The sequence below is a fragment of the Pirellulales bacterium genome, from assembly GCA_036499395.1.
Taxonomy (GTDB): domain Bacteria; phylum Planctomycetota; class Planctomycetia; order Pirellulales; family JACPPG01; genus JACPPG01.
In genome coordinates this window covers 286741-300156 of sequence record DASYDW010000122.1, presented here as the reverse complement: position 1 = coordinate 300156, position 13416 = coordinate 286741, and the positions used below count along the sequence as shown (strand labels likewise).

Below are 13416 nucleotides of genomic sequence, written 5' to 3'. Positions count from 1 at the left end.
AGCAAATCAGTGTGCTAATCCGACCGGGCGCAAAAAATGTCATAAACTTGCAGTGCCCCAGCTTGCCCGCCGAAAAACCCCGCCAAATAATCCTTGTAGGCACTGCACTGTCGGCACCGCGTCTCGAATTCGCGCTGTCGCGAATCCGAACGTCGCCTGCCGCCGTAATCCCTGGTGAGATCCTCGCCGGCGAATATCGGGTAGTCGCCGCAACGTCGGAGGCCAAAACATGGTCCATGCACCGAAAATCCTAGAGTCGCGCAAGCGGTTTGGTGCCGAAAAACGGCGACGTGTTTTGCGCGTAGAAGAGCTTGAACGTCGTTATCTGCTCTTCGCTTCGCCTGCTGACCCGCCTGCGTTCCCATCGGCTACTCCGCTCACGGCGGTGCAGCTTTTGGGGCAGAACGCTCTACCGGCCACCGACGTCCTGGGCGCCGCGATGACCTTCAACAATGCGGTTCCCTGGACGGCGCCGCAGGGATCCGTGTCGACGCTATCCCAATCGCTGGGTGGCGTTGTGATGCGGACCGATGCCCTAAGCGCCGGACAACTTGGCAGCCTGAATCCGTTCTCGCGTAGCGGTCACGGAATGCTTGAACAGGCTGAGCCGCAACAACTCGAACCTCCGAAGCCCGACGATGTGAGCGCGATGTCGCACTTGGAAGAAACGGTCGACACGATTGCGAGAGCCACGACTTCGCACTCACTTCACGCGCGCGATGCGGCTATCGTCGCCCTGGCTTCGGCGGCGGATTGACGAGCGGATCGATCCTTCCAGCGACTGCCGCGCGTCGATCCGAATGCGTTACCTTAACGCTGCATGACGCGGCGAATGTTACGAGCAGATCGCGACGTTGCGACCCAAACAACGAAACGGCGGCGACGCCAAGTATTGGACCAATTCCGCCCATTGCCTGGTAAACGATAAGCGTCTTAAAGTGGTCGCGCGACCGGCTCATTCGCCGAGCTGAAAACTGCCATCGCGCAGGTATCGAGTTGATACTTGCCATCAAGCGTTGGTTCCCAAACGGCATCGGGATTGGCCGTATCAAAGACGAGTTGCCAAGGCGACGTCGCGCCCGGAGTGGGCAGCGTAAACGGTATCGCATGGTTGTGATCGGCATTGAACAATAGCAACATCGTATCGCCGCGAATCGTTTCGCCGTGCGTATCGACGTCGATGCTCTGGCCGAACAGTTGCACGCCCAGGCATCGCACGTAAGGCGCATTCCAAGCTTCATCGGACATTTCCTGGCCGCTCGGATCGAGCCAGGCAATTTCGCGCGCCTCGACCCCCTTCAGCGCCCGGCCGTGGAAGAAGCGGCGACGGTGAAAAACCGGCTGCTCGTGAAAAACCTTGATGACTCGTTTCACGAACTCGTGCAATTTAAGCTGCTCGGGCGAAAGATCCCAACTGAGCCACGTCAGTTCATTATCCTGGCAATACGTGTTGTTGTTTCCCATTTGCGAATGGCCAAGCTCATCGCCAGCCAGCAGCATCGGCACACCTTGCGAAAGCAGCAAGGTCGCCAAGAATGCGCGTTGCTTCTTCGCGCGGAGGGCCAAGATTTTGGGATCGTCGGTCGGTCCTTCGGCGCCACAGTTCCAACTAATGTTGTCGTCCGCGCCGTCACGATTGTCCTCGCGGTTCGCTTCGTTGTGCTTATGGTCGTAGCTGACCAGGTCGGCGAGCGTGAATCCGTCGTGGCAGGTGACGAAATTGATGCTGGCGTGCGGCCGACGACTGCTCCATTCGTACAAATCGCTGGAGCCGCAGAAACGGGTCGCGAACTCCGAGGCCACGCCGCCATCGCCTTTCCAGAAATGCCGAATGCAATCGCGGTATTTACCGTTCCATTCGGACCACAGCACGGGAAAGTTACCGACCTGATAGCCACCTTCGCCCAGGTCCCAAGGCTCGGCGATCAGCTTCACCTGCGAAACGATCGGATCCTGGTGAACGATGTCAAAGAATGCCCCCAGCTTGTCGACTTCGTGCAGTTCGCGGGCCAAGGTACTGGCCAGGTCAAAGCGAAATCCGTCGACGTGCATTTCCAGCACCCAATAACGCAGGCTGTCCATAATCAACTGCAACACGCGTGGGTTGCGCATGTTGAAGGTGTTGCCGCAACCCGTATAGTCGACGTAATATCGGCGGTTTTCCGGCGAGAGGCGGTAATACGCAGCGTTGTCGATGCCGCGAAAGGAAAGGGTCGGCCCCATCTGATTCCCTTCGGCGGTATGGTTGTAGACCACGTCCAGGATCACTTCGATGCCGGCCGAGTGCAGATTCCGCACCATTGTCTTGAACTCGCGCACGGAGTCAGCGCCGCTGCCGGCCGAGGCGTACATGTGTTCGGGCGCAAAGAATCCCAGCGTGTTATAGCCCCAGTAGTTCACCAAGTTCTGTTCGACCAGGTGCCGATCGTCGACGTGCTCGTGAACGGGCAATAGCTCAACGGCCGTGATGCCCAGGTCTTGCAGATAGCGGATCGCGGCCTCGGACCCTAGTCCCGCATAGGACCCACGTAGTTGCTCAGGCACATTTTGATTCAAGCGCGTCATGCCTTTGACGTGCAACTCGTAGATGATCGTCTTGTTCCAAGGGGTTTGCGGCGCTCGGTCATCGCCCCAGGTGAAGGCCGCATCCACGACGACCGCCAACGGCGCGTATTGGGCATTGTCGCGTTCATCGAACGACAGGTCCGCAGTCTCGTCGCCGACGTGATAGCCCCACATCTCGTCCTGCCACTTTGTTTCACGCGCAATCGCCTTGGCGTAGGGATCCAGCAGCACTTTGTTAGGGTTGAAGCGATGCCCTTCCTCAGGCTTGTATGGTCCGGTCACGCGATAACCGTAGAGTTGCCCTGGCAAAACGTCGGGCAAATAGGCATGCCAGACCATGTCCGTCGTATCGGGAAGCGGAATGCGGGCTGTCTCCTTGTGACCGTTCACCGCATCGTACAAGCAAAGCTCGACCTTGGTCGCATTCTCCGAATACAACGCGAAGTTCGTACCGCGGCCATCCCAGGTAGCGCCGAGCGGGTAGGGACGACCTGGCCAAACGGTGGGCGTGACCATGATTTCCTTTCATAATCGATGCGTGCGTGAATGAATTTCCGAGCTGCTATGACAAGCGTGGGGCGGTCTTCGCTTGTTGGACCGCGGCCGGCGGATTGAGCACATTTCGCGCCTGCTCAACCAGCGCGTCCAGTCGCGCGACCATTTGTTGCGTCTCCTCGTTCATTTCCTGATCGTCTTCCATGCGAGCGCGTAGTGTCGCCAGACGTTGCGCCAGCGCCCGCGGCGAGGTGTCGGTGATCGCGACGGCTGTCGTCGCGCGATAGGCAAGATATTGACTGCCGATGATTTGGATCGCGGCCGCCACGGGCGGAGCGATCAGCAGGCCGAAGAATCCCAGCCAGTCGACCATGCCCACCGCCACCAGCACCAGCAGAATCGGGTTATATCGCTTGCGACGGAAGAGTCGTGGCTCGACCAGCCATTCCAATAGCAATAGCACCAGCAGCGTATAGAGCGAGGCGGCGAGCAGCATTACGATCGCCCCTTCGCCGCTGGTCAGCATGAAGCGTGGCAGCCAGATGGCGGTAACCGCGATCATGGCCAGGGGCGCGCCGACAAAGGGAATCAACCAGGCCAGGGCGCCCACCGCGGCTGATAACACCGGGTAAGGCTGCTGCAACATCCAAAAGCCAACGCCCAGCAGGCAGCCCGCCGTCAGGCTTTGCACCGCTTCACGCTGCAAATAGGCGCCGGTCGCCTGCTCGATAGCGCGCCACGTTTCGCGAGCTCGTTGCCGCCTGGCGACGTCGAGCAGTGACAACCACAGCCGTTCGAAGTGAACTCGGTCGATGCTCCAATACAGGCTTAGCACGACGATGATCAAGAAATTCAGGATCGTCCCAAAGAAGCCCCAGGTCACACCGAGCAGAGTCGTGACCGCGCGATGCGTCCACAGATTCAGCCCGTCGGCCTGGTCAGCACTATCGGCGGGCGCCGCCGACGGATCGACCGTTGATGACGCATCGGCCGCCGCGTCCTTTCCGACTCGCCAGCCGATCTTCTGCAGGTCATCCCAGGCGGGGAGTCGTTGTGCGATGGCGCGCTGCAGGCCATTCCCGTTCGGCCAATGAGTCGTGGCGTTATCGTAACCGGCCTTGAAGTCGCGCCCTAAGTCGTGCAAATCCCCGGCCAGCGGAAAAACCAGGGCCAGCGCCAAGCCGATAAATCCAACCACGCATCCCAGGTAGGTCACCCCGAGAGCCAAGGACTTCGGTAATCCCCAACGATGAAGTTGCTCGATCGCCGGACGCAATGCAGCCGAGGTGCCGAGCGACAAGAAGAAGATCAACACCGCGCCGCGCAATTCCCACAGCACGGCCAGACCAGCCAAAGTCGCGAGCACCAGCGCCGTCGAAGCTGCCAGGCGTCTCATGCGAGCACCTCGTTCGCTGCCAAATCCAATTCCTCCGCATGGCGGGCCAGCGCGGCGTCTAGTTGCTGGGCGATCGTCTCGATCGTTTCCTCGACTCGATCCGCCCGACTGCTTGTGGGATCGTCTTTTTCGCGCAATTGCAGGCGCATTTCCTGGATCAGTGCCTGCGTTTGAAAGCGCAACTGACCGATTTCGTCCTGGCGGGCCGGGGTATCCGGTTCGAGCACCGAGGCCCCCAGCACATAACGCTCCAAGAGTAACTGGATAATCGCGGCCATCGGAATGGCTAAGACTGCGCCGGCCAGTCCCTCCAGCGCGCTAAAGCCGGCGATTGCCAATAACGTCACCACTGCATTGACCCCCACCGAGCGATCCATGATGCGCGGCACGAGCAGATAATTTTCCGACTGTTGAATGACGATCGCGGAAACCAGTACCCACACGACCTGAGACGGATCGACTGACAAGGCCACCAACATCGGAGCGATCGCCCCCAGAACGGGCCCGAATACAGGCACCGCCTCGAAGACGCCGGCAATGAGCGCCAAGACCAAGGCATGTGGCAGACCGATGATCAAATAGGCAACGAGCGACATCAGGCCAACCGCCAGGCAGAGCAGACCCTGACCGCGTATATAAGCGCCCACCTTGGCCTGGATGCCGTCGAGCACTTCGCCCGCCTCTTGCCGCCGCTCGGCGGGCAGGAAAAGTAGCATCGAACGAATCGTCTGATCTTCGTAAATCATCCACAGAAAGCTGGTAAAGATCACAATCGCCACGACGAGGCCACCCCGAATCAGCAGGCCGCTGTAGCTGAGTGCCCGATTCAAGGCGTTGAGCGCACCTTCGATGGCCTCGTCCTCGCGCTCGACCCAATCCGGTTTCTCAGGGAGGTACTCGACAATGGTGGTCGAGATTTGCCCGAGGCGATCGCGAAAGTCGGCGTAACTTTCCGGCAACGAGTGTAAGACTTGCTGTGCCTGGTCGACCAACAGCGGCAGCCCAATCACGGCCGGCGCCACGAGCGTTGTCAGCAGCAAGGCATAGACGAGCGCGATCGACACAATGCGGGGGACGCCTCGCCCGGTTAATAGCGCTACGAGCGGCTTCAACGCCGTGGCCAGCACAATGGCGATGAATAGAAAAAAGAGCACGTGCCGCGCGACGAACGCCAGAGCGAACAGCCCCAGCACAGCGCACACCACCAGCGTCCCCGCAACCATGCGGCGGGGGGACCATGGGTCACTAGTGGTGGAATTCGTGGACATGCGATCAGTTTTCTCCCCGGCAATCATAGCCCTTGCCCCGGGGCGGCGACACTCATCGATCGTTGCGTTTTGGCTTGCGCCGTGACCGTTTTGACGAATTGGCCGTCAAAGCAGGACGAGTCTGTCCGACCGGTTGCAGGGATGCCGCAGTGGTCACGAATTGCGCATGCCAGGACGGCCGCACCGGCGCCCCCAGGAAGCGTGCATAAGCCTGCGTCACCTCGGCTCCCAAGAGAAAGATCTGGGCCGAATAATAGGTCCATACCAATACCAAAACAAACGAACCAGCAGCTCCATAGGCCGAAGCAATCAGCAGCCGCGCGAGATACCAGCCGATCAAAAACTTTCCCACGGAGAACATGACGGCGGTAAATACCGCTCCGACCCAGACGTCGCGCCAGCGCACGATCACGTCCGGCAACAGCTTGAAGATGATGCCAAACAGAATTGTCAGTACCGCCAGTGACACGCTCCATTCCAGCACGCGCAATGAAAAATCGGAGACCGCCATGGCGTTTTCCGCCATCGACGTGGCCGCCGTAAGTACCGAGCTGGCCACAAGCGAACCCAACAGCAATAGCCCCACCGCCGCGACCATCGCCACGCTCCAGGCGTATTCGAGGAACACCGGCAACACGCCCGCCCCCGGGCGCCGCTCGACACCCCAGATCGTATCGAGCGCTCCCTTGATCTGGCCGAATACCCCCGAGGCGCCAAACCACAGCGCAAAAAAGCTGAGCACCGTCGCCAAAGCTCCGGTACGGGGGCGCGCTGCGTTGAGCACCAGGTCCTCAATGGCGCGCGCCGCGGCTTCGTTGCCCAGAAAGCGATTCATCTGTACGAACACTTCCCCCTTGGCCGCCTGCTCGCCGAAGATCGACCCCGCGATGGCGATCGCGATCACCATCAACGGGGCGATCGAGAAGATCGCGTAGTAAGCAATTGCTGCGCCCAAACGAGGAGCATTATGGCGCTGCCAGTCGAGAATGGCGGTTTTGAGGATTTGCCAGATAGCCGGCAGCGTCATGGTGCCTCGCGTCGAATCCGTTCGAGTGAAACGCTTGCTGTATTGGCGCTCGGGCCGTGGCGCCGTTACAGTTTCCAGCGGCCCCGAGACTGCGCCCGCCGCAGTCTACGCCACGCCTCATGACGCACCAAGGTACCACGATGGACGCAAGTATCGCTAGGATGATCGATTATTCCCTGCTACCCCCGGTTCTCACCGACGACGAGCTGCGCGCCGGTTGTCTGAAAGCCAAAGAGCTGGGCGTGGCCAGCGTCTGCATCAAACCGTATGCGGTTCCCCTGGCGGACGTGCTACTGGCCGGCAGCACCGTGGCCGTGGGCACAGTGGTCGGCTTCCCGCATGGCTCGCACCACACCGAAGTCAAAGTTCACGAAGCGCAACTGGCCTGCCGCCAGGGCGCAACCGAACTCGACATGGTCGTTAATATCGGTCGGGTGTTGAGTCGAGATTGGGCCTACGTCGAAGCGGATATTCGTGCCGTCGTCGATTCCGGACATGCGACCGGTGCCCTAGTCAAAGTGATCTTCGAAAACGATTTTCTGCCGGATGACTCATTCAAGATCGAGCTCTGCCAGATCTGCCGGCGCATCGGAGCGGATTTCGTGAAGACTTCGACCGGCTACGGGTTTGTGCGGCAAGCCGACGGGGGCTACAACTATCGCGGTGCCACCGAGCACGACGTGGCCCTGATGAAGGCGCATGCCGGGCCGACGATGCAAGTCAAGGCGGCCGGCGGGGTCCGCACCCATGCCGAAGCCGTCCGCATGCGCGAGTTGGGCGCCACCCGCATTGGTACCAGTGCCCCGGAAGCACTGATCACGCCCGCCGCCAACCGAGCGGCCGCGGCCAACTCAGACTACTAACTCCGACAAGAATTCATGACACACGTTGAACGAATTGCCGAGGCGTCCCGAAAGATCGCCACCCAGTGGTCCGAGACGCCACGCGTCGGCATTATCCTCGGATCGGGCCTCGGTGGGTTCGCCGAGCAGATCGCAGCGGACGTTAGCATTCCTTACGCGGAGATTCCCCATTTCGCGCGCTCGACAGCGCTCGGACACAAGGGACGGCTGGTCTGCGGCACTCTCGAGGAAACGCCCGTCATAGCGATGGAGGGACGCTGCCATTGCTATGAAGGGTATCCGCTGACCGAAATCACTTTGCCCGTCCGAGTCATGCACGCGCTGGGCATCGAACTGTTGATCGTTTCGAACGCCAGCGGCGGGATGAATCCGCGACATCGCCGAGGGGACATCGTCGTTATCGAAGATCATATCAACCTGATGTTCGGTAGCCCGTTGACGGGCCCGCACGAAGATTCATTTGGCGAGCGGTTTCCCGACATGAGCCGTCCCTATGATCCGGCACTGGTCGAACTGGCGCTAAGTATCGCGCGGCGCGAAAACTTCGCGGCACACCGGGGTGTGTACATTGGCGTTAAAGGACCAAACCTCGAAACACGAGCAGAATACCGCTTCCTGCGTCGGATCGGCGGCGACGTCGTCGGCATGTCGACCGTGCCCGAGGTAATTGTCGCCGCGCAGCTCGGCTTGCGCGTTTTGGGGTTGGCGACGGTTACTAACGTCTGCCTGCCCGACGCCTTAGGACGTGCCACGGCGCATGAAATCGTCGACGCTGCTGAAGGGGCTGAGCCGAAATTGCGCAAAATCGTATGCGGCGTGGTTCGCAACATCGATGAATTGATGAACGCGCCGAATGCCCTAACGGCCGGAGGTGCCTAGCCGTGGCGACCAGCCGACCCGATGGCGAGAATTTGACGGACGCCGTGCGAACGACACTGGTGAGTTCCGCAGTCGCGGCACGCCAGGGAGCCTATGCCCGCTACTCGAAGTTTTCTGTCGGCGCGGCGATCCTGGCCGCCGATGGCACGATCGTTTGCGGTGCGAACGTCGAAAACGCGTCTTACGGACTGACCATCTGCGCCGAGCGTGTGGCAATTCACGCGGCAGTGGCCGCCGGTCATCGACAGTTTCAGGCCCTGGCCGTGGCGACCTTGGGCGGTCTGACACCCTGCGGCGCTTGCCGGCAGGTAGTCGCAGAATTCTGCGAGGATTTACCCATCTTGCTCGTTGATACAGCGAGCGACAACGCGGTGTCTGTGACCAAGCTCAGCGTGCTTTTGCCCAATTGCTTTCGCCTGCAATCCTAGCAATAGACTTAAATGAGCGCGCCGGCGATGCAGGCCGTCATGCAACTGGCAAGTAATCCCCCGAGCATGGCGCGCAAACCGAAGCGTGCGAGTTCCGCTTCGCGCTCGGGCGCCATCGGACCGATTCCGCCAATTTGGATGCCAATCGTGCCCAAGTTCGAGAATCCACACAAGGCATACGTGGCAATGATCCGGGAACGATCGCTGATGTGTACGAGCGAATCAGGCGCGAGCCAATCGGCCAATTGTTTGAACGCCACGATTTCGTTGGCGACCACCTTCTTGCCCAGTAGTTCGCCAACCCGCAGGCAATCCGCCGGCTCAATTCCCATCACAAAGGCGAGCGGCGCGAAGACATAGCTCAGCCCCTCGGAAAGTGACCACTGCCAGCCGAACTGCGCACCTATCCAGGCAATGCCTGCGTCGACCATCGCGATCAAGGCGAGAAACGCGATGATCATGGCCGCCACGGTCAGCGCCAATCTCAATCCCTCAGCCGCGCCGGTCGAGGCGGCATGAATGACATTCGCCGCGTCGATTTTGACGTCCATCTTCACCTGGCCGCGCGTCACGGGCTCGCCCAATTCTGGTTCCATCACCTTCGCCAACAGTAGCGACGCAGGCGCCGAGATCAGCGACGCAGTGATTAAATGCCCGGCGTTCATTCCCATCGTGATGTAAACGGCCAACACGCCCCCGGCGGCATTGGAAAAGCCCCCTACCATCACCGCCATCAATTCCGAACCGGTCATGCTGGCGATATACGGCCGAATAACGAGTGCCGCCTCGGTCGGCCCGACGAATATATTGGCCGCTGACGCCAGGCTTTCGGCTCCCGACGTATTCATCACCCGTTGCATGACGATGGCGAACAGCCGGGTCACCCATTGCATGATTCCGAAGTAGTACATCACCGACATCAACGACGAGAAGAAAATGATGGTCGGCAAAACCTTGAAGGCGAAGGGAAATTCGTGAAAGTTCGGCCCGAAAACGAACGACGCTCCGGCGTCCACGAAATCGAGCATTCGTGTCACCAGGTTGCCGACCGAGGCAAATAACCATTGCCCGGGCTCGGTCTTGAGAACGAGGATCGCGAAAACGAATTGCAGCAACATGCCGCCGGCGATCACCCGCCAATTAATCGTGCGGCGATGCGAACTCATGAGCCATGCCAGGCCGATGATCACTAGGAGTCCGGCCAGACTGATCGCGCGCTGCAGCATGCTATTCCCGCGTGGACGCGAGCCATTGAGTTTTCATTGGCCCGCCTGAGCCGATAACGTCCGTAAACTCACCACACGATACTCGCCGAGCGGAGAGCGTAAAGAGCAATTGCTGCCGCGCGAGCCAACTAACTCGCCGCACGATCGCGAGCAGCTAAACGTCGCGCCACTGTGACGCCGGAATTCAGTGCCCCTTCCATGAAGCCGACAAACTTCAGGCAAGTGTGCTCTCCGGCGAAATGCAAATTTCCCAAACCCGCGGCCAGGATTGGACCTTGCGTGGTCACCTGCCCAGGGGCGGGGGTCGAATAACTCGCAAGCGTCCACTTTTGCGCGAGCCAATCGACGAATTGCGATCTCTCGATGTTCTCAGGCAGTTTGGGAAATCGCCGTGTGACGTCTTCCAGCACCGTGCGATCTCGTTCGGCGGCCGCCGCGCGATGCAAGGCTTCGGCCGCCTCGCCACCGGCAAAGGCGACCATCGCCCGCGCCGGTCCGCCCGGCTGGCCGGCCGTGGCATCCCAGGTAAATCCAATCGGACCATCACTCATGCTGGTCGGTGGCAAATTCGACGTGGTCCAGCAATCGTCGCGCAGCCCTAACAAGAACTTCACATTCTTCCCCATCTGCGGACGAAGCGTTTCCGGCAACGCCGGCTCGAACTGAAGGTGCCGCCAAGTACTGGGCGGCGCCGCGAGCACAACGTCGTCCGCTTCGTATGTCGCCCCGCCCAGGCACTTCACCTGCACGTTCCCCGCGGCGGTGATGATCCGCTCGACAGGCGTTTGCAGATGCAATCGGTCAGCGCCAAACGATTCGACCAGTCGCGCGGCCAACTGCTGATTCCCGCCGACGCAATGAAAGGCTTCGTTCTCGGTCCAATACTTTTCAAGGCCGCCCCCTTTGATCACCGCCAGTGCGCCCAAAAAACTTTCCTGCGCGGTCGGGACACCACTGTAGGAAATGAACTCCGTCTCGATCGCCAGCCGAACCAGAGGCTTTAAATCCAATCGATCCAGCCACGCCGCTACGGAAAGGTTGTCGAGCGTCTGCGCGTCAGGACTCTTCCACGGCTCGTCAGCATCGATCGGCCGGGCGGCCTCGGTCATGCGCTGCTCGACTTCCTCAATCTGTTGAAAGATCGCGATCACGCCTAGCTTGCTGATCGTTTTCCCGCCCAGCACGACAGGACTATCGATGTTGTGCGTATCGGGAACATCGACCAACCGCAGCTTGAAGCGTTCGGCGTAAGCGAGCCACGTAGGATGGTTCGAGCCGACGAACTCGCCGCCAGCTTCGACCGTTCGGCCGGGCACGAAATCTGTCAGCGTGTGGACCCGGCCGCCAATTCGATCGCGCGCCTCGAGCACGACGACGTCATACCCGGCCGCATGCAGTTCCGAGGCACAGGCAAGCCCGGCAAAGCCCGCGCCAACCACGATCACGCGCCGCCCGGTGGCGCTGCGACGACCGACAGCCGAGACCGGCGAGCTAAGCAGTAGAGCACTTCCCGCAGCCAGCGAATGCCGCATGAATTCGCGCCGTGACTCACGATCAACGGACTTGCCGCAGTAGGTCTGAAGGAGTGAGAACAGTGATCGAGACATGGAACTCCCATTCGGAATTGCCTGCGATACGGAGCGATGGGAACGTCTCGCATTTCAGCGAGTGGGCATCCTGCAAAGGATACGGCGACATAGAAGCTGCCGGCAAGCATGATAGCACAGCCCAATTCCTTGCTTTTTCGACTTGAGATCGCCGTCTCGATTGTGATCGGCAAGCGTTCCTGGGATACTCGCCCCCCTTCTCTCGATTCTCGGCCTGGAGTCGTCGCAGGATGCGTCGGTTCGTCGGTCAAGCTGCGCTGATGCGGGCACTGCTGCTGCTGCTGCGTGCGTGCCGGCGCGCGCCGGCACCACGAAGGCTAACGAAGAATTCGCTTTGCTGCGGCGCTGTGCTCTTGGTCTGGCTCGGCGCCACCTCGACCGCCTCGGCCTGGCAGGCGCCGCTCGCGCCGACGAATTACCCGCCATCAATGACGAACCCGGCAGAAGGGTCGCTAGACGGCTTGCAACGGCCTCCCGGATTCGCTGTCGCGGGGGATGGTTCCTTCGATAGCCCCCCGTTGGTTCTAGCTCGTGCGGACCGAGTCCTGGCGCCAAACGAATTCGCTCGCAATGTCGCTGCTGAACCTCAACCGATCCGTCTGCCACCGCCGCAATTCATCGCGCAGGTCGATCCGTCGAGTGGTCGAACCACCGCGCCCGACTCGAATCCTGCTTCGGCCAGATCTGGCGAACTAGTCCTGCCTGGCGAGGGCATGCCTGAGGGAACGCTGGGGCTGATGACTCCGCCGGATGGTCCGCGCCGTCGGGGGTTCTTCGCTCGCGTATTTGGTCCTGGCGTCGAGACCGGGGGCGAGATGCTCTCGGATATCCGCTTAGACTATCGGAATTTCTACTCGGCGCGCAGCTTGATCTGGCTCGGGGCCGGTATCGGCGTGGCCGCCATCCTGGCGAACACGTCGATCGATCAACATTTCCGCAATTGGTACCAGGACGACGTACGCAGCGCCCGCTCGGACAATATCCACAACGATATCGCCTGGCTGGGCAATGGTGGGCTGATGTTGCCGATTTGGCTGGGAACGGGATTCATTCTGACGCCGCTCGAAGAATATTCACCTGCGGCGCACGTAATCGGCACCTGGGGTCGAAACAGCACACGCGCGTTCCTGGTCGGTGGCCCGATGCTGCTGGCGCTGCAATACGGACTCGGCGCGCATCGCCCCAGTGCCGACATCAACTCCTATTGGCATCCCTTTCAAGATAGCCACGGCGCAAGCGGCGACGCCTGGATCGGCGCCATCAGCTTTCTGACCGCCGCGAAGATGACCGATTCGAAGCTGATCAAAGCGGGCATGTGGGCATTGGCCTTGTTCCCCGCCTGGGGACGCATCGACGTCGACCAACATTATCTGTCGCAGGTCACCTTGGGGGTGTGGCTGGCCGCACTGTCGGTCGAAGCCGTGGATCTTACTGATCGCTCGACCAATATGTTCATCATCCCGTCGGCCGGCCCCGGCACCTTCGGGGCGACATTCGGCATCAAATGGTGAGCGCCGCGTAAATATTGATGCGCGCATTTCCCCCAACTTCTCTCGAGCGCAAGTCGATAGCGCGCTAGCCAGGTCGTGCAATAGTTCACGATCTTTTTTCGTTGCTTTTTGCCTAGCACGACCAGTACTCTCCAGATGCGGGATCACCCGC

11 protein-coding genes are annotated in these 13416 nt (G+C 60.4%); 5 read left to right on the top strand and 6 right to left on the bottom strand.

From position 1 onward, the window contains the following. Positions 1–229 precede the first annotated feature (229 nt). Positions 230–757, top strand: a complete 528-nt coding sequence (locus tag VGN12_23925; protein ID HEY4312518.1) for a hypothetical protein — start codon at positions 230–232, stop codon at positions 755–757. Between the two features lie 176 nt (positions 758–933). On the opposite strand, the gene glgX is transcribed toward VGN12_23925, so the two are convergent. From glgX to VGN12_23905, 4 genes are read right to left on the bottom strand one after another with little or no spacing between them, the layout of a single operon-like run. Continuing rightward, positions 934–3081, bottom strand: coding sequence for a glycogen debranching protein GlgX (gene glgX / locus VGN12_23920; GenBank protein HEY4312517.1), 2148 nt, complete (start codon positions 3079–3081; stop codon positions 934–936). 46 nt (positions 3082–3127) lie between these two features. Then, on the bottom strand, positions 3128–4456 hold the full coding sequence (locus VGN12_23915; GenBank protein ID HEY4312516.1) for an AI-2E family transporter: 1329 nt from the start codon (positions 4454–4456) through the stop codon (positions 3128–3130). After that, on the bottom strand, positions 4453–5724 hold the full coding sequence (locus tag VGN12_23910) for an AI-2E family transporter (GenBank protein HEY4312515.1): 1272 nt from the start codon (positions 5722–5724) through the stop codon (positions 4453–4455). The genes VGN12_23915 and VGN12_23910 overlap by 4 nt, the downstream gene beginning before the upstream one ends. Positions 5725–5776: 52 nt before the next feature. Beyond that, positions 5777–6751 carry a YihY/virulence factor BrkB family protein gene (locus VGN12_23905; GenBank protein HEY4312514.1) on the bottom strand — a complete coding sequence of 325 codons (975 nt, stop codon included), beginning with the start codon at positions 6749–6751 and terminating at the stop codon, positions 5777–5779. Positions 6752–6891: 140 nt separating this feature from the next. On the opposite strand from VGN12_23905, the gene deoC reads away from it, so the two are divergent. The 3 genes from deoC to cdd are packed head-to-tail and all read left to right on the top strand — an operon-like array spanning position 6892 to position 8921. Beyond that, positions 6892–7614 carry a deoxyribose-phosphate aldolase gene (gene deoC, locus VGN12_23900; GenBank protein ID HEY4312513.1) on the top strand — a complete coding sequence of 241 codons (723 nt, stop codon included), beginning with the start codon at positions 6892–6894 and terminating at the stop codon, positions 7612–7614. 15 nt (positions 7615–7629) lie between these two features. Beyond that, positions 7630–8493, top strand: a complete 864-nt coding sequence (locus VGN12_23895) for a purine-nucleoside phosphorylase (protein HEY4312512.1) — start codon at positions 7630–7632, stop codon at positions 8491–8493. A 2-nt stretch (positions 8494–8495) separates the two neighbouring features. Beyond that, entirely contained in the window at positions 8496–8921 is a 426-nt protein-coding gene (gene cdd / locus VGN12_23890) for a cytidine deaminase (protein HEY4312511.1), read from the top strand. 8 nt (positions 8922–8929) lie between these two features. Here cdd and VGN12_23885 read toward each other — a convergent pair whose 3' ends face one another. Continuing rightward, positions 8930–10147: a nucleoside transporter C-terminal domain-containing protein gene (locus VGN12_23885; protein ID HEY4312510.1), complete on the bottom strand. Its 1218-nt coding sequence runs from the start codon at positions 10145–10147 to the stop codon at positions 8930–8932. 128 nt (positions 10148–10275) lie between these two features. Beyond that, positions 10276–11754, bottom strand: coding sequence for an NAD(P)/FAD-dependent oxidoreductase (locus tag VGN12_23880; protein HEY4312509.1), 1479 nt, complete (start codon positions 11752–11754; stop codon positions 10276–10278). 230 nt (positions 11755–11984) lie between these two features. Between VGN12_23880 and VGN12_23875 the strand changes: the two genes are divergently transcribed. Next, a complete protein-coding gene (locus tag VGN12_23875) occupies positions 11985–13265 on the top strand; it encodes a hypothetical protein (protein HEY4312508.1) in 1281 nt (426 codons plus the stop codon). Positions 13266–13416: the final 151 nt, after the last annotated feature.